The sequence below is a fragment of the Candidatus Micrarchaeota archaeon genome (assembly GCA_028866575.1).
GTDB lineage: Archaea > Micrarchaeota > Micrarchaeia > Micrarchaeales > Micrarchaeaceae > UBA12276.
Genome location: JAGWHU010000005.1, coordinates 1 through 18,584 on the forward strand (window position 1 = coordinate 1; position 18,584 = coordinate 18,584).

General features: G+C 48.5%; 31 protein-coding genes and 1 tRNA gene. 28 read left to right on the plus strand and 4 right to left on the minus strand.

The annotated features are described in order from the left end of the window. Positions 1-213: 213 nt before the first annotated feature. The 6 genes from KGI06_03495 to KGI06_03520 all read left to right on the plus strand — a co-directional run bounded on the left by KGI06_03495 (position 214) and on the right by KGI06_03520 (position 3,615). The gene (locus tag KGI06_03495; protein ID MDE1871278.1) at positions 214-585 is read left to right on the plus strand and encodes a hypothetical protein; all 372 of its coding nucleotides are present in this window, start codon (positions 214-216) and stop codon (positions 583-585) included. Between the two features lie 70 nt (positions 586-655). Further along, entirely contained in the window at positions 656-1,510 is an 855-nt protein-coding gene (locus KGI06_03500; GenBank protein MDE1871279.1) for an ABC transporter ATP-binding protein, read from the plus strand. 6 nt (positions 1,511-1,516) lie between these two features. Next, the gene (locus KGI06_03505) at positions 1,517-2,323 is read left to right on the plus strand and encodes a hypothetical protein (protein MDE1871280.1); all 807 of its coding nucleotides are present in this window, start codon (positions 1,517-1,519) and stop codon (positions 2,321-2,323) included. Between the two features lie 164 nt (positions 2,324-2,487). Beyond that, positions 2,488-2,814 (plus strand): hypothetical protein, encoded by a 327-nt coding sequence (locus KGI06_03510; GenBank protein MDE1871281.1) that lies wholly within the window; start codon positions 2,488-2,490, stop codon positions 2,812-2,814. A gap of 133 nt (positions 2,815-2,947) precedes the next feature. Then, the gene (locus tag KGI06_03515) at positions 2,948-3,211 is read left to right on the plus strand and encodes an AbrB/MazE/SpoVT family DNA-binding domain-containing protein (GenBank protein MDE1871282.1); all 264 of its coding nucleotides are present in this window, start codon (positions 2,948-2,950) and stop codon (positions 3,209-3,211) included. 8 nt (positions 3,212-3,219) lie between these two features. Next, positions 3,220-3,615 (plus strand): PIN domain-containing protein, encoded by a 396-nt coding sequence (locus KGI06_03520; protein MDE1871283.1) that lies wholly within the window; start codon positions 3,220-3,222, stop codon positions 3,613-3,615. 19 nt (positions 3,616-3,634) lie between these two features. Here the strand turns inward: KGI06_03520 and pth2 are convergent, their stop codons facing one another. After that, positions 3,635-3,997, minus strand: coding sequence for a peptidyl-tRNA hydrolase Pth2 (gene pth2 / locus KGI06_03525; protein ID MDE1871284.1), 363 nt, complete (start codon positions 3,995-3,997; stop codon positions 3,635-3,637). A gap of 64 nt (positions 3,998-4,061) precedes the next feature. On the opposite strand from pth2, the gene priS reads away from it, so the two are divergent. Further along, complete coding sequence (gene priS, locus KGI06_03530; GenBank protein ID MDE1871285.1) at positions 4,062-5,210, plus strand: DNA primase catalytic subunit PriS; 1,149 nt, start codon at positions 4,062-4,064, stop codon at positions 5,208-5,210. Here the strand turns inward: priS and KGI06_03535 are convergent, their stop codons facing one another. Next, positions 5,211-5,828, minus strand: a complete 618-nt coding sequence (locus KGI06_03535) for a hypothetical protein (GenBank protein ID MDE1871286.1) — start codon at positions 5,826-5,828, stop codon at positions 5,211-5,213. It lies immediately after the preceding gene. Positions 5,829-6,070: 242 nt separating this feature from the next. Between KGI06_03535 and KGI06_03540 the strand changes: the two genes are divergently transcribed. The 17 genes from KGI06_03540 (at position 6,071) to KGI06_03620 (ending at position 14,829) form a co-directional block, all read left to right on the plus strand. Then, on the plus strand, positions 6,071-7,291 hold the full coding sequence (locus KGI06_03540) for a DUF373 family protein (GenBank protein ID MDE1871287.1): 1,221 nt from the start codon (positions 6,071-6,073) through the stop codon (positions 7,289-7,291). A 60-nt stretch (positions 7,292-7,351) separates the two neighbouring features. Continuing rightward, positions 7,352-7,705, plus strand: a complete 354-nt coding sequence (locus KGI06_03545; GenBank protein ID MDE1871288.1) for a ribonuclease P protein subunit — start codon at positions 7,352-7,354, stop codon at positions 7,703-7,705. 40 nt (positions 7,706-7,745) lie between these two features. Continuing rightward, positions 7,746-8,003 carry a 30S ribosomal protein S17 gene (gene rpsQ, locus KGI06_03550; protein MDE1871289.1) on the plus strand — a complete coding sequence of 86 codons (258 nt, stop codon included), beginning with the start codon at positions 7,746-7,748 and terminating at the stop codon, positions 8,001-8,003. A 2-nt stretch (positions 8,004-8,005) separates the two neighbouring features. Next, positions 8,006-8,407 carry an uL14 family ribosomal protein gene (locus KGI06_03555; protein MDE1871290.1) on the plus strand — a complete coding sequence of 134 codons (402 nt, stop codon included), beginning with the start codon at positions 8,006-8,008 and terminating at the stop codon, positions 8,405-8,407. After that, a complete protein-coding gene (gene rplX / locus KGI06_03560; protein ID MDE1871291.1) occupies positions 8,407-8,892 on the plus strand; it encodes a 50S ribosomal protein L24 in 486 nt (161 codons plus the stop codon). Before KGI06_03555 ends, rplX begins: the two co-directional genes overlap by 1 nt. 4 nt (positions 8,893-8,896) lie before the next feature. Then, positions 8,897-9,568, plus strand: coding sequence for a hypothetical protein (locus KGI06_03565; protein MDE1871292.1), 672 nt, complete (start codon positions 8,897-8,899; stop codon positions 9,566-9,568). A gap of 5 nt (positions 9,569-9,573) precedes the next feature. After that, positions 9,574-10,101 carry a 50S ribosomal protein L5 gene (locus KGI06_03570; protein ID MDE1871293.1) on the plus strand — a complete coding sequence of 176 codons (528 nt, stop codon included), beginning with the start codon at positions 9,574-9,576 and terminating at the stop codon, positions 10,099-10,101. Next, positions 10,101-10,259, plus strand: a complete 159-nt coding sequence (locus tag KGI06_03575) for a 30S ribosomal protein S14 (GenBank protein MDE1871294.1) — start codon at positions 10,101-10,103, stop codon at positions 10,257-10,259. The genes KGI06_03570 and KGI06_03575 overlap by 1 nt, the downstream gene beginning before the upstream one ends. Then, positions 10,256-10,645, plus strand: coding sequence for a 30S ribosomal protein S8 (locus KGI06_03580; GenBank protein MDE1871295.1), 390 nt, complete (start codon positions 10,256-10,258; stop codon positions 10,643-10,645). The genes KGI06_03575 and KGI06_03580 overlap by 4 nt, the downstream gene beginning before the upstream one ends. Beyond that, positions 10,635-11,174: a 50S ribosomal protein L6 gene (rplF, locus tag KGI06_03585; GenBank protein ID MDE1871296.1), complete on the plus strand. Its 540-nt coding sequence runs from the start codon at positions 10,635-10,637 to the stop codon at positions 11,172-11,174. The genes KGI06_03580 and rplF overlap by 11 nt, the downstream gene beginning before the upstream one ends. 5 nt (positions 11,175-11,179) lie before the next feature. Further along, complete coding sequence (locus KGI06_03590; GenBank protein MDE1871297.1) at positions 11,180-11,551, plus strand: hypothetical protein; 372 nt, start codon at positions 11,180-11,182, stop codon at positions 11,549-11,551. Then, positions 11,548-12,021, plus strand: coding sequence for a 50S ribosomal protein L19e (gene rpl19e, locus KGI06_03595; protein ID MDE1871298.1), 474 nt, complete (start codon positions 11,548-11,550; stop codon positions 12,019-12,021). Before KGI06_03590 ends, rpl19e begins: the two co-directional genes overlap by 4 nt. Positions 12,022-12,026: 5 nt before the next feature. Beyond that, entirely contained in the window at positions 12,027-12,590 is a 564-nt protein-coding gene (locus KGI06_03600) for a 50S ribosomal protein L18 (protein ID MDE1871299.1), read from the plus strand. Positions 12,591-12,657: 67 nt separating this feature from the next. Then, a complete protein-coding gene (locus KGI06_03605; GenBank protein MDE1871300.1) occupies positions 12,658-13,278 on the plus strand; it encodes a 30S ribosomal protein S5 in 621 nt (206 codons plus the stop codon). A 4-nt stretch (positions 13,279-13,282) separates the two neighbouring features. After that, entirely contained in the window at positions 13,283-13,909 is a 627-nt protein-coding gene (locus tag KGI06_03610; GenBank protein ID MDE1871301.1) for a hypothetical protein, read from the plus strand. A gap of 11 nt (positions 13,910-13,920) precedes the next feature. After that, positions 13,921-14,202 (plus strand): hypothetical protein, encoded by a 282-nt coding sequence (locus KGI06_03615; GenBank protein MDE1871302.1) that lies wholly within the window; start codon positions 13,921-13,923, stop codon positions 14,200-14,202. A gap of 72 nt (positions 14,203-14,274) precedes the next feature. Next, entirely contained in the window at positions 14,275-14,829 is a 555-nt protein-coding gene (locus KGI06_03620; GenBank protein MDE1871303.1) for a DUF99 family protein, read from the plus strand. Positions 14,830-14,850: 21 nt separating this feature from the next. Here KGI06_03620 and KGI06_03625 read toward each other — a convergent pair whose 3' ends face one another. Together KGI06_03625 and KGI06_03630 are read right to left on the minus strand one after the other, a co-directional pair. Continuing rightward, the gene (locus KGI06_03625; GenBank protein MDE1871304.1) at positions 14,851-15,594 is read right to left on the minus strand and encodes a hypothetical protein; all 744 of its coding nucleotides are present in this window, start codon (positions 15,592-15,594) and stop codon (positions 14,851-14,853) included. After that, on the minus strand, positions 15,563-16,279 hold the full coding sequence (locus KGI06_03630) for a hypothetical protein (GenBank protein ID MDE1871305.1): 717 nt from the start codon (positions 16,277-16,279) through the stop codon (positions 15,563-15,565). Before KGI06_03630 ends, KGI06_03625 begins: the two co-directional genes overlap by 32 nt. 323 nt (positions 16,280-16,602) lie before the next feature. Between KGI06_03630 and KGI06_03635 the strand changes: the two genes are divergently transcribed. From KGI06_03635 to KGI06_03650, 4 genes are all read left to right on the plus strand, one after another. Beyond that, a complete protein-coding gene (locus tag KGI06_03635; GenBank protein ID MDE1871306.1) occupies positions 16,603-16,854 on the plus strand; it encodes a PRC-barrel domain-containing protein in 252 nt (83 codons plus the stop codon). A 33-nt stretch (positions 16,855-16,887) separates the two neighbouring features. Next, positions 16,888-17,586, plus strand: a complete 699-nt coding sequence (rnhB, locus tag KGI06_03640) for a ribonuclease HII (GenBank protein MDE1871307.1) — start codon at positions 16,888-16,890, stop codon at positions 17,584-17,586. A gap of 43 nt (positions 17,587-17,629) precedes the next feature. Continuing rightward, positions 17,630-17,743: transfer RNA gene (locus tag KGI06_03645), tRNA-Arg, on the plus strand. Positions 17,744-17,826: 83 nt separating this feature from the next. Next, entirely contained in the window at positions 17,827-18,579 is a 753-nt protein-coding gene (locus KGI06_03650; protein MDE1871308.1) for a hypothetical protein, read from the plus strand. The last annotated feature ends 5 nt before the right edge of the window (positions 18,580-18,584 follow it).

Below are 18,584 nucleotides of genomic sequence, written 5' to 3' on the forward strand. Positions count from 1 at the left end.
TTGAGGTATGTTGACGTTCGTCCACGGTTTACCAACCGCTGGTTTATATCTCTCCAATTCCTAAGGTCGTTCATGTTTGTCGCCAAAACAAACATGCCTGGGGGTTTCTATAAACCCCTAGGAAATAGTGGAATTATTGGACACAGGCTTTGCGCCCGAAGCTGCACGATAAGCTTATATATTATAATCGCCGCAAGCATTTGATGTGGTAATATGTCGATGAGCGCAGGGTTCGGCTTCAAGAGAGATTTTACAATATCAAAAAAGGGAATAGAAATCGAGGGAAAGACCAACCCGACCCTGGGCGAGTTGAAGCGTCTCGTGCGTGAGGGCATCCACGGACAGGAAAATACCGTTCTCGTGGCGGTAGATGTCGGAAATTTCAGGAACCCGAGGGAAGTTACAAAGGCGATGTCGATAACCTTTTCGGGAAACGGGATGGTAGAAGTAGATGGCAAGCAAGTAAATACGACAGAGGAGCTGATGTCCAATATGGACGGCCTGAGCTTTTCGTACAGGAGGCCGAGAGGAATACAGGAAAGCGCGGCAGGCAGGCTGAAGAACCTTGCAAGGAAACACAGTTGAAGCATTTTGTTTTTACTGATTTTACAACTAGCAATAAATACGTTAACCCCTAGTATTATCTAGTGGGAAAATGCCAGTCCTTGAGCTTAAAGGCGTGAATTCGGGCTATAACGGGAATGCCGTAATACATGGCATAAGCTTCACCTCGAAGGAATCATCAGTATATGTTGTACTCGGGCCCAACGGCGCAGGCAAGACAACGCTTTTCAGGACGATAGCTGGCATATTGGAGCCCTTATCAGGCAAGATTCTGCTTAATGGCAAGGATATAAGCTCCTCGAAGGAGCTTAGAAGCAGCATAAACTACCTATCGCACTACAACGCGCTTCCGGAAGAGATGACAGTGCATAATGCGCTCAAATTCTACTCCGACATGGAGGGCGGAGATCCTGAGAAGGTTATAAAACTGTTGGATCTTGATGAACTCAGGGACAAGAAAGTCTCTGACCTTTCGCAGGGGCAGAAGAAGCGCGTGTCGATAGCAAAGGTATTCCTCAGGGACAGGGACATATACCTGCTGGATGAGCCAACCGCAAACCTTGATCCGGGGCTATCCAAGGAAATTAGGGATATAATACTGAAGCTTAGCAAGGACAAGCTCGTACTCTATTCGTCGCACAATCTTTACGAGGCGACCGACATAGGGACCAACCTAATCCTGATAAAAGGAGGGAAGCTTGCCATGTTCGACAAGATAGCAAATGTGAGGTCCAGTAATTACAGGGTAGGCATTAGGGCGTCCAAGGACATTACCAGGATAGTTGACGCGAAGAAGGATGCTAGCGGCTATTACATAATGACTGTGTCAAACCCCGAGGAGGCCGGAGTGGCCCTCAAAAAGATCATAGAGAAAGGCATACTAGTGACAGAGATGAGGGAGATGGACAACCCGCTGCAGGAGCTTTTCGGGAAGGATGGGAAGTGAACTTATATGCCGGTAAAAGAGAATGGGAAAAAGGGAATTATGGACGCTCCGACGCTTGTCACTGCCAGGAGGGCGTTCGGCATCTCAAAGACATATGTAGCTGCGACAATTTTCATGTCGGTGCTTGCGATTGCCCTGTGGGGCAGTGTCATGTACATAAACGTCAACACCAACACTTCCAACAGCACCATATCAAACACTTTGGCAGTCAATACTGTAGCAAGCAATGCGATACTCACCGGCAAGAGCTCCAAGGCAGGCTCTGGGGTGCCGCTGCTGGCCTTGCCGCTCGATATGATCCCGGTAGTTATGCTTCTAACCCCGGTGGTGCTGCTCTTTGTCTACGACAAGAATAACGGCGTGCTGGAGTATATGCTATCGTTGGGAATGACGCAGCGCGACATATACATGCGATATCTAAAAGCGGCGCTGCTGCTCGTATTTATATTCGAAATATTATTTGTTACGGTTGATTTTGCGTACGGCTATTTATTGTACGGAGCAGGCGCTGTTGCGACAATCATCCCCATCCCGTTGCTCGCAATTCCTTTTTCGTTAGCCATAACTGCATTCATGATTATGGCCATGATGGCGTTCAGCGCGCTGCAGAAAACAAGGGCAGGAAGCAACCAGCCCCTTGGCCTGCTTGTAGGAGTTCTCAGCACAGTCCCAGCTTATCTGGTGCCGTTCGTAGTTCCGTTCGCGATAGGCGTATATGTAGATCTGGGAATCGCGGTTGCCATAGCCGCAGTTGCGTTGGTTTTCCTGATGTATTCGGATAAACTCATAAGGAACGAGAAGCTGCTGCCGTGACATTCATCCGGGAATTTATTATCCGGTTATGCTTCCAGGCTTGGTGCCTGAAGACCCTTTTAAAAGACTTTTTGGTCAGGGTATTTTTTTTAACGTCGGTTTCTCTCTGCAAGTGCCTCTAAAGGCTTATATATTGTGAATTTCGTAATATTTATGTGATATAAATGGCAACACAACAGACTACAAATAATAGGTATTCTAGCTTGCTGCTTGAAATCGCAAACGAAACAGGTGACAGAGATACTTTGAATAAGATAGTTGCGACTCTTATTGTTAGGCCCGGACCCAGAACTACTGAAGATGTGAGTATATTAAAGGCAGCTCTTGGTAACAAATCAATAGGTGATAGCACTGTAAGGATTGCTAAACAAGTTGAAGAGGGCAAAGGATCTGCGAGAAATGATGAGATATGCGATATTATTTCAAAGCAACTGGCCATGGTCTTGAGGAGGGAGGAAAATACAATGGATAGTCAGGGCTGTTGGTATTGAAAACCTACAAAATAAGAATGTTACTCAAGAGTTTTTGACATATATTACTAAAGAAAGGTTTATATATAAAAGTAAGACAACAACTAAAAGTAAGGCATAAATATCTTTTCTTACATTATAATATAGTGAGACCATGGAAACCGTAACTGTATCTTCAAAAGGGCAAATAGTCATACCTGCTAGATTAAGAAGAAGAATGAGACTAAAAACGAAAGATAGGCTAATCATAGCAGAGGAGAAAGGTGGCATATTACTCAAACCAATTGTAAAGCTTTCAACTATGTTAGGAAAATACAAGATACCTAGTGGAACAACAGCACTTCAAAATATGAGGGCAGAAGACGACAAGGCCTGGATTGCTCGCATCTTGGCAATGGAGAAGAAAGTTAAGAATTAGGTGATTAAGTGAGGTATCTTTTTGACACTTCGTCATTGATCGCCTTTTTTAATGAAGAGAAAGGAGCTGATTTTGTTAAAAAGCTTCTTGAAGGCATAGAACATGGGGTTTCAGAAGGTTTTGTAAGCACTATTACTTTAACTGAGCTTTTTTATATTTTTTACGCCAAGACCAAAGGTTCAACAGCTAAAGACGTAATAGAAACAATCGTAAAATCTAAACTTAAGATACTCCCAGTAGACATAAGTACCTCACTTTTGGCTGGAAAGTACAAAACCAGAGCAATACCCCTTGCAGATGCTCTTATAGCAGCAAATGCAAGCGAGGTTGAGGCAAAAGTTGTAACAGATGACCCTCACTTTTCAAAAACTGATGTAGAAATAGTAAATTTTAGAGGGCACTAAGCAGGGGAATTGGACATTTCTACAGGAGCTTGAATCCCCTTGTGAACTGGTCTATATCTGATGCCTTCCATGGGCCTATGCCAAGCGCCGTTTTTGTGCCGGGAGGGAGCTGCGTTAGTCCGGCGTCGCTCACAAGAGCGCACGGTATTTTCTTGTATTCGAAGGCCTTGTAGAGCTTGGACAATGATTCCTCGTCGCTAACCTTCAGGACTATCTTCTTCTCTCCCGTATCGAGCCATTCCTTCGCAACGCCCCTGTCTGATTTTTCAGCCTCGAAATAGCTCATCAGCGACGCATGCGCCACCTGCGCCGCAGTCTTTCCCCTGCTCATCTCTATGTCCGTCCTTACGATTATTACCTGCTTTATCTCCTCCTTGAGCATGAAAACATTCCAATATTGATTTATAGATTAATAGCGCAACAATATAATTAATACTGGTGCTCTGTTGCTTGGCGATAAGGAATCCCGTTTGGTAAAGGGCCTTCTGAAAAGATTCTACGAGGCTAGGGCTAACATAGCCCCAAGAAACGTGGCAAGGAGGGAGTTCGGCTTCGGCGACTTCGAAAGGAAGATATCATACAGGCATTACAGCTTCAAGGACGAGGCTTCGCTCAGGTCTTATCTTGTGAAGGAAGCGCCCGCATTCGTCTCCTATTCCTTTGCGGAATACGAAAGGCCTGACGGAAGGCCCATGGAAAGCAAAAAGTGGCTAGGCGGCGACCTCATCTTCGACATAGATGCGAGCGACCTGAACCTCAAGTGCAAGAAGGAGCACTCAAGCTCGTGGGTATGCGGCAAATGCCTTGACGGGGCAAAGGAGGAAACCACAAAGCTTATCGAGGACTTCCTGATCCCTGATTTCGGCTTTTCCGAGAAGGAGATAAGCGTGAATTTCAGCGGCAACCGCGGCTACCACATACACGTATACAACGAGATGACGTTCAAGCTAGACAGCAATGCAAGGAAGGGCATAGGCGACTACATAACGGGCAACGGCATACAGCTCAACTCTTTCTTCCCGACGCTAGGTAGGAGGGGCGTCAGGCTTGACGGCCCTAAACCAACAGATTACGGATGGGGGGGCAAGCTTGCAAACGGGGTTATAAAGGCGCTGGGAGAGGGAACAAGCGGCCTGATGGATTTGGGAATTGACAAAAGGACAGCGGAGATGCTGACAAGAAAAAGCGCTGAGATACGCCTTGGCATAACAACAGGCAACTGGGACAAGATAAACATACCGAAAAAGGCGGAGTTCTGGGGCAACGTATTGAAAAGAATAGCCATAAGGCAGAGCGATGCCATAGACAAGAACGTCAGCACCGACATCTATCATCTTATAAGGCTTCCGGAGACCATACACGGCGACACCGGGCTGGTAGCAAGGGGCGTGAAATCGTTGAAAGACCTGGATAGGTTCGAACCAATGAACGACGCGATAGCGTTTGATGACGAGCCAGTATCGGTAAGCGTTGATAACGCGCCCAAGTTCGTCATGCGCCACAAAGAATTCGGGCCGTATTCAAACAGCACAGTGACATTGCCGCGGTACGCCGCTGCGTACTTGATGCTCAAAAGGCTGGCGCACCTCGCCTGATCATATTTTCGTATGGTCGAATGAGAGGTTTATCGACTTTATGTGCATGTTAGATATGGGCGCATATTTCAGGTCTATCCTGTTATCCTTGAAGAAGAGGAAGTCCTCGAGGTCGTGCCCCTCAGTCCTGAACCTGTAATCAAGGGGCGTCTTTATGTAGCACACCGCCAGCCCGGAGTATGCGCACCTGGTTTCAAGGGGCTTTGCGTTCCTGAGCTCCTCGTCGGTGTAAGCTTCGTAATTCCCTGGATCGCCTTTCACGATCGTATTTGATATCTTGCCTGTATTGCCGTCTATGCTCCGGCAATTTGTTGTAAAGGACGCGCCGATCCTTTCCGCTTCCGTTATGTATCCTGCGATCCTCTTTGGATCCTCCATCAGCACCATGTCCGAATCAAGCCAGAACATGTACGCTTCATTTTCCCCGGGGAACATCTCCCTTATCGCATCTATGCACTTCTGCCTCGTGTTCGCCAACCCGGTTCCCGTTTGCGCGTTGAGCAGGAATCTCCTTTTCAGTATCGAGGCAACGCCCATCAGGTCCATAACGCTTTTCGGCACGGCCCTTCCATCGTGCGTCGGCATTGACAGTATGAGGCATTCGCCTGATTTCGCCATATGGCAATATTCCAAACGCATCTACTTAAATTTATTTGAATGCAAGGGGCATACGTCTTTAGACGTACGGTAAAAAAGCCTATAAATACAGGAAAAGCCCAATTTGCTTGGTGGGAAAGGTCGCGCTGGCATATGAGTCATTCCTGACAACGCTAGAAGGGGTTGCATCGGTTAACTTCTTCTAAAAGTTGTCAGTGATAGGCTTTTTATCCTTTCCATGGACAAATTTATACGATGAGAGGATGGCTGACAGGATACTGGTACTTGCGGTAGATATCGACAACGACCTGTACAGGAAGACGAAGATAACAGGTCCGGTCATTGGCAGGTCCGACAACCTGAAGGCAGCCGCAGCCCTAGCCCTTGCAGATCCGCAGGATACAGATGCCAACACGATGTTTGAAGCGGTTAGGAAATACGACGAGCTCAAGTCGCAGGGGAATTCTGCAAACATAGCCACTGTTACAGGGGCGGAGAAGGAGGGCTACGTCGCGGACACTGAGCTCGTAAGGCAGGTAGAGATGGTACTGGAAAGGCTCAAGAGCGACGTCTGCGTGCTCGTAACCGATGGGAGTAGCGACGAGAGGGTGCTGCCGCTGCTTAAGAACAGGATAAAGGTCAACAGCGTGGACATAGTGCGTATGAAGCAGGCGCCTGGCCTGGAGAACACGTACTTCACCATATTGGAGAAGCTCAAGGAGCCTCACTATTCAAGGATAGTCTTCGGCATACCTGCCGTGCTGTTCATATTGTTCGCTGCAAGCTACTACTTCAACTTCGGCTGGCAGCTCCCGGTTGCGCTGATAGGAATATACCTGATAACCAAGGCGTTCGGCCTCGAGGATGCGCTCATAAACTCCTTCAGGGGGCTAGGCTTCAGCGTTGAAAGGCTGAGCTTCGTGTTCTACATAGGCTCTATAATATTCTTCGCGATAAGCCTGATAATAGCGTATGGCACCTATTCGGCAACGCTTGCAACGACAAGCAACTCGCTCATACTGGGGTCGCAGGCCGTCGAGGGGTTCCTTACCCTGTTCCCGGTGAGCCTGGTGCTCTACCTTGTCGGGAGGGTCATAGACCTTGAGAACAAGCGCATGCGCTACAGGGCGATATCGCAGGGCACATACGTGGGCTACTCGATAATAGCGATAGCAATGCTTTACATCGCCTCTTCCTGGATGGTGGGGCAGATATACTTCTGGGAATTCCTGGTGCTCAGCATGGCTGCGCTCCTTGCCGGATACGGGCTCTCGCTGTTCAGCGCATTCCTGAAGAGGAGGGCGATAAGGCATGCAAAGATAAAGGACAAGCGCGTGATAAACGACATAGGGGCATACATAGGCAGGATAACAGACATAGACTCCAAGCGCGGCTTCATATTCGTCAAGACTGACTACGGCAGCGTCATAAAATACGACGTCGACAGGATAACCGGGGTTTCGGACAGGGTAGTGATAAGGTAATCGTGTTTTTATATTGTGCGTTGCAAATTATGAACACTCGGAACTGCGCGGCAATCCGTTTTGCTGGAAAACCGTATATGTGAGTGTAAATCGCCAAAAGAAAGGTTTAAATTCATGCACGGCTATAATAATAAGAACATTGTCCTTCATGAGCTGATAGGTCTTGAGGCCGTTGTAATAGACTGCTCTGACCGCTCACAGATAAAAACAAGAGGAAAAGTAATAAACGAGACAAAAAACCTTCTATATCTGAGGCATGGTTCGAAAATAAGCAAAGTAGTTAAGAAAATCTCCAAGTTCAGGTTCACCCACAACGGCAGCAGCTTTGTAGTGGACGGAAAGGAGATAAATTTTAGAGCGCATGAGCGCACCGAGAAGGCGCTTAAGTTCTACAAGAGAAGATCTCTGAAGTGATTGTTTGGAATGCAATGATCCTAAATGCCCGGTGCACGGGATGCTTAAGACTAGGGGCAACGAGGTAGAGGGCATAGTGGTAAGCGACAGGGCGAAGAAGACGGTAATAGTCGAGCACGCATACACAACCTTCCTCCACAAGTACGAGAGGTCGCTCAGGAAGACATCGAGGATTGCGGCTTACAACCCGGAATGCATAAGCGCAAAGACAAGGGACACAGTGCTAATATCGGAGACGAGGCGGCTCAGCAAGACAAAGTCGTTCGTAGTGACAAAAATAATAAAGAGAGCTGAATAGAAATGAAGGGCCTGTCAACAAAGATATCAAGAGTCATGGTACCCGGGACTGTACTCAGGTGCGCGGACAACAGCGGCGCAAGGACCCTGATGATAATAAACAGGATAGGCAAGGGCGGGGGGAGGAAGGGAAGGTACTCCAGGTCTGGCCTCGGGGACGTGGTCATAGCAAGCGTAAAATCAGGCACCCCGCAATACGTGAAGAAGAAGGTAAGGGTCATGATAATAAGGCAAAAGTCCCCGATAAGGAGGGCTAACGGCATGCGCGTGAGGTTCGAGGACAATGCAGGCATACTCGTGACGGATTCGAACCTTGCAGTGGGCACAGAAGTCAAAGGAGCAATGGCAAGGGAGATAGTAGAAAGGTACGTGAAGCTCGCAGGGATAGCTTCCAGGGTGATTTGATGATAAGGAGCAGCAAGCCTAAAAGGCAGCGATTCTTCAGGTTCAATGCGCCGCTGCACGTGAGGCAGCATTTCCTGCATTCGCACATTGACAAGCAGCTCAGGAAGAGGCTTAGCATCAAGAGGTCTGCGGTGCAGATATCAAAAGGGGATACGGTAAAGGTAATGGCAGGCAAGAACAAGGGCAAGAGCGGCAAGGTCATAAGGGTGAACCTAAGGACAGGCAAGGTGAGCATAGACACGTTTACGAAGAAAAACGCCAAGGGCAAGGAGTTCAACATACCCATAAGCGCCAGCAGCGTTTACATAACGGAACTGAACCTCAACGACAAGGTAAGGGCCGCGAAGCTGAACGTGGCTAGGGTCGTTTCCAAGCCCGAGGTAAAGGAGGCAAAGATCGAGAAGAAGCCCGAAGAGGAGACCAAGGAGGCAAAGCCGGTGCAGCAGCATGCGCCACACACTATGAGTGAAACGCTAAAAAAATGATATCATGGCAAAAAAAGGTAGTAGCAGTCACATAAAGAGGCTCGACGCGCCAAAGTACTTCGCGATACACAGGAAGGAGCACAAGTACGTGATAAAGCAGAATCCTGGGAGGCACACGCTCATGAAATCGGTGGCGCTTTCGCTGCTTGTAAACAAGATGGAGCTTGCGGGGACAAGATCCGAATCCAACAGGATAATAGGCGAGGGCAACATAAGCGTGAACGGCAAACAGGTAAGGGAGCCAAAGTTCCCGGTCGGGCTCAATGACGTTATAAGCGCTGCGGAAAGCACCTACATGATCGGGATCGACAGGAAGGGGCACGTGCAGCTTGAAAAGATGGACAAGCCCAAGGCTCAGGTTTACAAGGTCATAGGCAAGTACATGAGCAAGGGCAAGCAGATAATGCTCAGGCTTCATGACGGGAAGTCGATAAAGGGAAGCGCTGATGCGAAGGTGAACGATTCGGTAATGCTATCAAACGGCGGTATCTCCAAGGTGATGAAGCTTGGGATCGGATCGCGATGCGAGGTCATAGACGGGGTGCACGTCGGCACAATAGGCACCATCAAGGGCATAAGCGAGGGCAACATGCACAAGCAGAAGTCGGTGAGCGTGGAGCCGCAGAGCGGCGAGCAGTTCGAGACGCTAGTCAAGAACATAATAATAGTGGAATGATTCAGATGGATCACAAGAACGTAATGCAGGAGGTGATTATAAGCAAGGTAGTCATAAACATAGGCACCGGCAGCAATGATCAGATGCAATTGGGCGCAAGGAAGCTGATAGAGACGATAACCGGAAGGAAGCCTGCGGACGAGCTGTCAAGGACAAGGAACCCGTCGTTCAGGATAGCGAAGGGGCAGAAGATAGGCGCTTTCGTGACTGTGCGCGGAGAGGATGCGAAGAGGCTTGCCAAGAGGCTGTTCGATGCTGTTGACAACAAGGTGAAATTGGAATCCGTAACGAGCAACAGCCTGAGCTTCGGAATACCCGAATACATAGACATAAGCGGAGTCAAGTACGACCCGAGCGTGGGCATGCTCGGGATGAACGTCAACGTTTCCTTCAAGAGGAGGGGCATACGGGTGGCGCAGAAGAAGATAAAGAGGGCGAAGATACCCGCAAGGCACAGGATGGTAACAAGGGAGGAGATACTTGATTACATTAAAGATGAATTCAACGTGAAGCAGATCGAGCAAGTGAGCTGATGAAAGTTAGATTGGAAGAAAAATTCAAGGGCAAGGGAATACGCAAGTGCAAGATATGCGGAGGGGCGAGAGGCCTCATAAGGTCGCACAACCTCTACATATGCAGGAGATGCTTCAGGGAAGTGGCAAGGGACATCGGATTCAAGAAGTATGGTTGATTTTAATGGACAGGTTCGCTGACGCTATAAACAAGATAAAGACCAACGAGCGCATAGGAAGGATGGAGTGCAGCTTGTACTCAACAAAGCTCCTCAAGACCGTGCTCGAGGTAATGAAGAGGGAATCGTACATAAACGGCTACGAGGAATACTCGGAGAAAAGGATAAAGAAGCTAAAGGTCGCGTTATCCAACAGGATAAACAGCATAGGAGTCATAAAGCCCAGGTACTCTGTCCATAGCGACATGATACAAAAATACGAGGCAAGGTACATACCGAGCAAGGACTTCGGGATATTGATACTCACTACCCCGCAGGGCATAATGACGAACAGGGAGGCGAGGCAGAAGGGCATAGGAGGAAGGTTGTTGGCATATGTCTACTGAAAACAAACCGATAAAAATAGCAATACCGCAGGGCGTAGAGGTAGAGGTAAAAGGCAACGACATAATCATCAAGGGCAGCCTGGGCGCCAACACCAGGAGATTCAACGATTCGCTCATCAAGGTCAAGAAGGAAGGCAACGAGATAGTAATGGAAACGGTGAAGGAGCGGGGACTGGTGAAGAAGGCGCAGAAAGTGGAAAACGCGTTCAGGAAGGAGCTGGAGAACGACATGAAGGGCGTAAACCAGTACTTCGAGAGGAACATGAGGATGGTTTTCGCGCATTTCCCGATAAACGTGGAGGTCAAGGGGGACAGGCTCAACATAAACAACATAATAGGCGAAAGGGTCCCGAGGGTTTCGAAGATCGTGGGCAGCACCAAGATAGAATCCAAGGGCCAGAACGTCAGGATATACGGAACCAGCATCGATGACGTGTCCCAGACAGCGGCTAACATAAGGCTTGCATGCAGGATACGCAACAAGGACAGCAGGGTATTCCAGGATGGGCTTTACTACGAGATAGAGTGATACTCATGAAAATAAAAAAGAAGGGGCATCCGACATTCAGCATACCGAATTACGGGGCAAAGAAGAGGAAGAGGGTATTGCCCAGGTGGAGGAAGCAGCGAGGGATAGACAACAAGAAGAGGATAAAGAAGAGCTTCATGGGGGCCGAGCCCACAATAGGCTACAAGAACCCCGACGCATTGCAGGGCGTGAGGGCAAACGGCAGGAGGATAATGCTGGTGCACAACCCGGAGGAGCTGAAGATGCTCATAGGTAAGAAGATGCTTGGCGGGTATGACGTGACCATAGCCAAGAGCGTCTCTGCAAGGAAGAGGATAGCGATAACCGAGATCGCCATAAAGGAGAAGGTAAACATAACCAACGGTGCCTACAAATGAGCGTTAGACTGACAAAAAGGATAGCAAGCGAGCTTCTAGGAAGGGGCACGAGCAACGTAAGGATAAAGCCGGACTCCATAAAGGAGGCGGAGAAGGCGATAACAAGGGAGGATGTAAGGGCCCTCGTGAAGAGCGGAGGCATTTATGTCATAAAGAAGAAGCACAACATCAGCGCCTATTCAAAGGTGCTCAACGAAAAGAGGAGGAAGGGAAGAAGGAGAGGCATGGGAAGGAGAAAGGGTACGAAATCAGCCAGGGGCATCCTTGAATACAAGAAGAAGGTGCGCGGGCAGAGGAGGATGCTGAAGGCCCTGAAGGGTGAAAAGCTCATAGAAAACGAAAGGTTCAAGAAGTACTACGCCCTGGTCAAGGGGGGCAACTTCGCGAGCAAGGCCTCGCTCCTCAGCCACATACGCAACGAGGGCCTTGAGATAAGCGAGGATAAGGCGAAAGAACTGAGACACGTGTGATATTGATGCACAAGGTTATAAGGCACAGGAGAAAATCGGCAAGGACGAACTACAGGAAAAGGATAGCCTCGCTCAAGGGGGGAATGGACAGGGTAGTGGTAAGGAAGAGCAACAAGGCGATAAGCATGCAGGTGGTCGAGTACAGCATAAGCGGAGACAAGGTAGTTGCGAGCGCCAATTCACGTGAACTGAAGGCCATTGGATGGGAGCCCAGGTGCAACACACCCACAGCTTACCTTACCGGGATGCTGCTAGCCAAGAAGGTGGGCGCCAGGAAGGACAGGATACCGGATTTCGTGCTTGACATAGGATTGTACAGGCCGGTAAAGGGATCTGTCATATTCGCCGCTGCAAAGGGGTTCAAGGACAGCGATGCGGGACTCAATTTACATGCTAACATAGAATTTGACAGCGGAAGGCTGTCAGGAAAGCACATTTCCGATTATGCTGGGAGCCTCAAGGAAGAGAAATACAAGGAGAGGTTCTCCTCTTACGCTAAATCGGGGTTCGATGCAAAGGACATAACAAAGAAGTTCGAATCCGTGAAGAAGGAACTGGCAAGCAAGTGATATTTTGATAAGAAGAAAAAGATACGATTCAGGGGGCAATGCGGAAAGGGAGAGGGAGCGCATAAGGATGAGCGTTGAGACATGGGAGCCCAAGACAGAGCTGGGGAAGGAGGTAAAGTCGAAGACCGTGACATCAATAGACCAGATATTCCATGACGGGAAGGTGATAGAGGAGCCGGAGATAATAGACGCGCTGCTCCCGGACCTCAAGAATGAGGTAATAGAGATAGCTAGCGTCCAGCGAATGACGAAGAACAACAGGAAGCAGAAATTCCGCGCAACTGCGATAGTCGGGGACGGAAAGGGGCACATCGGAGTGGGCTCCGGAAAGGACGCGGAAGTAAAGGCAGCCATAGAAAGCGCGATAATAGACGCGAAGAGCAACGTAATACCGATCATAATGGGGTGCGGCTCGTGGCAGTGCAACTGCGGCACCAAGCACAGCCTTCCGTTCAAGGTAAGCGGGAGGTGCGGGAGCGTCGACGTGATACTGAAGCCAGCTCCAAGAGGGCTTGGAGTAGTTGCAAGCACACCGGTAAAAAGGCTGCTGGAGCTTGCGGGAGTCAAGGATGCATGGACTTTTTCAAAGGGCAGGACAAGGGCCCGTTACAATACGGTAGTAGCAGTTTACAGGGCGCTTGGCAGCATAAACGAGATGAAGAACATATCTGAAAGCCTTGTGGAATGATTTTATGGAAAATGGAATATTTGTTACGCCTGGGGAAAAGATCGCAACAGAGGAGGAATTCGCCGCAGGAAGCAACACCTACGTTGAGAATGGCATGATATATTCTGCTGTTGTCGGCAAGGTGCTCAAGTCGGAGGGGTCCGTAGGAGTCTCAACAGCGGCGAGGGAGATAATACTCATAGGTAAGGATACGCTGGTGATCGGGATTGTAACCGATGACATGAAGAACGTGACGTTCGTGAAGCTTGACGACATAAACATAGAGCGCAAGGACTACCTTGCATTGAAGGACGGGAAGATAGTCGCGCCGAAACCGAGGATGGGCCGCTTCGACAGGGGCCCCAGGGGCAGGTTCGATGACAACAAGTTCAGCGAGCAGAAAAGGGAAAAGCCATGCGGCGTAGGCGACGTCATATTGGCAAGGGTGCAGTACAACGACAAGGATTCGTATACGCTTTCGCTTTTCGGGAGGGAAACAGGGGTCATATACGCCAGGTGCGAGCTGTGCGGAGGGGAGGTCGAGCAAAAAGGAGAAGGACTGCTTTCCTGCACTGAATGCAGTCACAAGGAGCGCAGGAAGCTTAGCGAGCTCTACAACAAGCCCGCGGAGATACAAAAACTATTTGCATGATTGGTGGTTGATTGAAAATAAAAGTATTGAAGGATGAGAGCAAGGAGCTAATGATAGAATTCGACACTAAGGACCTTACAATACCGGACCTCATAGCAAATGCGCTGGTGAACGAGGATGATACGGAGTTCGCAGGGGTATCCAAGGACCATCCCGAAACTGGGAATGCGGTACTGGTGCTCAAGAGCAAGAAAACAGCAAAGACGGAATTGCTGAAGGCAATCGGAAGGCTTGACGAGCAGTTCGCAGACCTGAAGTCCCAGATTTCCTCGTCCAAGAAGAAGGCAAAATAACCTGTTTTTACTATTTTGGGTTCCATGCTCGGAACTGAAAATATATGTATTAGCTAGTGGTAAGTATACCTTATGAAAAGCGGGATAAGGTATCTTGCAATAGCCAGCGGGCCGATAAAAAACCGCAAGGATACAATACTCATAGGCATAGTCTTTCGCAACGGGTACATTGAAGGATTGCTGTCCACGAGGATAACCGTGGATGGGACAGACGCAACGGGAAAGATAACTAAGATGGTAAGGAAGTCGAGGTTCAGGGACCAAATAAGGATGATTTTATTCAATGGAATAGCCCTTGCAGGCCTTAACGTAATAAATCCAAACGCGATTGAGAAGGCACTTGGAGTTGGTATCGTCATCCTGAACAGGAGGAGGCAGAATCCAAAGGAGCTAACAAAGGCTCTGGATGGATTTTCAAGGATTACTGGAATAGACACATCAAAAAGGGCGGATATAGTAAGGGATTATTCCAATGTGGAACCCGTAAGGGTTAACGGCCTGTACATACAAAGCAGACTTGAGAAGCACCACATAAGGAAATTCGCGGAAAGTGCGTTTGAGGCGCTAAGGGTGGCGCACATAATCGCAAGAGGGGTGTCCACAGGCGAATCCAGGGGGAGGCTCTGAAAATGGCAACAATACGTGCACTCACACATGCCTTCTGAATACGAGCAGGTATGCCATGTAGGATGCGAGGCCCACTATGACCACGATCAGCGCCGCAAGGGTCATGTATTCCGCAGGCGTAGGAGATGATCCAGATTTCCGGCCAGTTCCAGAAGGTGAGTACTTGAACAGTCCGACAACATGGTTGTTCGGGGCGCTGAATGTTATGGTGCAGGTGCTCTGAATCGCGAAGCTGTTGTATATAGGCACCCATGTATTATTGGATAGATAGAATGGTGCAAGCTGTTGGGAGTTTACCCCGCAGTCATATCTCTCTGTCACGTTTATAGTTACATTGTTTCCCGGCGAGGCGCTGAGGTAGAACTCGAATAGCTCCGAGTAGTTTGCAGGCGGGGGCACCCTGTTGTTCTCGTTCTTTACTAGTATGTTGATCATCCTAGGAGCCGAGAAGTTGCCGCTGATGTTCAACGAGAGCGCGCCGTTCAGCACTTCAACGCTAGTACTGTTGTTGGCTGATACCACAACCGACACGTTCTCCGATATCGGAATTACTGTAGTAGTCGCAGTCGTGGACGTGGTGTTGATTGTTGATGTGGTAGTGTTGATTGAAGTCGTCGAGGTGTTTGCCGGAATGATGGACGTTGATGATATAGTTGTGTTTACAGACGTGGTAGTGGTATTGACAGAAGTGGTTGATGCCGTGGTATTTACCGTAGTGGGCTGCGTTGTCGTGTTAAGCGTTATCGTCGTGGAAGGCGTGGACAATGCGGATGTGGTCGTGGTGGTAGAAGTAGTTGATATTGTTGTAGAATACGAGGTTGACGGGCCTGTTGTCGTTGATTGTATTGTCGTTGTATAGGAAACCGATGAGGTTGATGCGGTTGTCGTTGTTGATGTCTGCGGGATTGTAGTTGTCTGATATGACGTTGAGGAGGTTGACTGTGCTGTAGTGGTTGTCGTGCTGCCGGTAGTGGTGTAGGATGTCGTAGAACGTGAATACGTTGGCGCCGGTGTCGTATTGCGCGTATGTTGATGATAGTTGGGGTGCTTCTCCAGTAATCGTGTTGCTGAAGAGGTTTGTCGCCAATGGTGCAAAGCCCATGTATATGATTACATTGCTGCTGGGTAGCATACTGTTAGCATCATTGCCCCTTCCTAGTATTGAGTTTGTAAGTTCGACCCAGTAGATCGTTCGCGTGGATGTGTTGGTGTTGTTGCTTTCCAGCCATGATGGTATTATGTTGCCGGTTGAATTGAAGAACTCGATGTTCTGGAGGTTTGCCGACTCTATCGACGTATAATTCATGCTGTTTACCGTTATCATTTCCTGGAACGGCGAAGGAACGTTTGATGTTTGTATGTTGTTTATGGTTATTGGAACATAGACAACTATACCAGAAGGTACCGTTACTGCGCTTGCGTTTTGTATTATTATAAGTAAAATTGGCAATAAAAGCCATACAATATTAGCATACTTCCTCGGATAGGTCATCAACTACAATAGACTGTTAACTTTTAAATTATTTTATGTAAATGGCATAATATGACGTATAAGCGATTTTCGCTAGCCTTACGGGTATTTGGGCGCTTTATGGGCTTCAATTTCTGGATTGACGCACCAGACCGTGGGCACATAGAATAGATTTATATACCTTTACATTATATTGATAATCAGTTTTGTGTGACGAGAGGTTTGGCCTATCTGAGGGATCAAAACATAAGATTATTAATCTATCCGTTGAATAATATTCAGTACGACTAAAGGTGGCTTGTATGGTAAAATTCATCATAGCGAAACAGCTTGTAGGGAAGAAAGTGATAACAAACGATGGTTTTGATCTGGGAAGGTTCGTGGATGCGGAGATAAGCAAGGTAACCGGCAAACTCAACAATTTGCTAGTTGAGCCGGATCCTGACAGCTCATTGGCCAACAAGATAAAGAGCGATGAAGATCAGATAAAAGTTCCCTATAATTCCGTTATGGCTGTTAACGACTACATAGTTGTTGACAGGAAGAATCTCTAACTTCTTGCAGTTGTGGGCCTATCTGGTGTGGTCTTGTCAATACAGTGCGGTGGGGACGAAGCTGGACGTGGAGCCATACTGGGTCCGCTTGTCATAGGCATGGTAGTTGTAAAGAGCACCAGCCTGCACAAGTTGTCTGACATAGGGGTAAGGGACTCAAAGATGCTTTCGGAGAAGCGCAGGAACTCGTTGTATGACGACATAGCAACCATAGCCTCTGACATGCAGGTTGAGAAGATATTCCCTAGCGAGATAAATGAGGCGATGAAGAACCACATATCGCTGAACGAGCTCGAGGCCAAGCATTTCGCCGCGCTGTTCGACAGGATAGGGAAGGGCGTCAATTCCGTTTACCTTGATTCCCCGGATGTGATACCGGAAAGGTTCGGGACAAGGTTCAAGATGTCATGCAGCAAGCCTACAGTTGTCACTGGGGTTAAATCCCAGAGGGAGAAGGGGGTCAAGTACGTCAGGATAGTATCGGAGCACAAGGCCGACAGCAGATATCCGTTGGTTTCCGCGGCAAGCATAATAGCAAAGGTCACAAGGGACAGGGAGATAGCCAAGCTCGAGAGATCGCTTAAGATACCTATAGGCTCAGGCTATCCGTCAGACTACAAGACCATTGACGCCATAAGGAGGAACCTGAGGACAGGCATACTTGACGAGCACATACGGCACAGGTGGATAACAATGGACAGGATAAAGCAAACAAAGCTAACGAGCTTCTGATTGTGCAACTAATTAATATCTTGTATGACAATCTAGTCTACAAGGGCCTGTGGCGCAACTTGGATAGCGCGCCTGGCTTCGGACCAGGCGGTTGCGGGTTCAAATTGGGCTTTTTGGCAGATCGCTGCCCAAAGCCATGAAAATCCCGTCAGGCCCGCTATTATTTTGATGCATTGCCATGACGGCAACGTTGCTCTTTGAGGCATTAGGCCGGCATCCGGAAGCAGCCTGTGCGGCCTATTGGCCGGATCGGCTTTTACTGCTGGCAAGGATAAGAGCAGCAACGTTTATAAATTTAGCAGGAAGAATAGATATGCTGATTTTCCCGGCATAACTGCACTTGTGCAGGAGGGATATTTCATGAACAAGGAATCGTTAGACAAATTCAACGCCTTTATTCAGGAGAACAAGGGCAAGCGCAAGTTCAACCAGAGCGTGGAGCTTGCGATAAACCTAACCGGCATAGACATAAGCAAGCAGGACAACAGGCTTAACCTGGAGATAAAGCTTCCCAACCCCAAGGGCAAGAAGCACGCGGTCATAGTGTTCGCTGACGATGATGACATAAGAAGCAAGGCGCAGGCGTCAGGTGCCAAGATAATACAGGGCTCAGAGATAGCGTCCATATCCAATGACAAGGAGAGGATGAACGAGCTGCTCAAGAGCGAGCTGCTTGCGCAGCCGAGCCTCATGCCGCAGGTTGCGAAGGCTCTCGGCCAGTTCCTTGGACCTAGGAACAAGATGCCCAAGCCGCTCATAGGGATGGACATAAACAAGGCCGTGGAAGACACAGCAAGGTCCGTTTACATAAGGAGCAAGGGCAAGTACCTGCCTACAGTGCACTGCATGGTCGCGACGGAAAGCATGGACGCAAGTGCCATAGCAGCGAACATAGACGAGGTAATGAATGCGGTAATGAAGAAAGTGGGGAAGGAGCACATAAAATCGGTATACGCAAAGCTCACAATGAGCAAGCCGATAAAGCTCATGTAATGGTG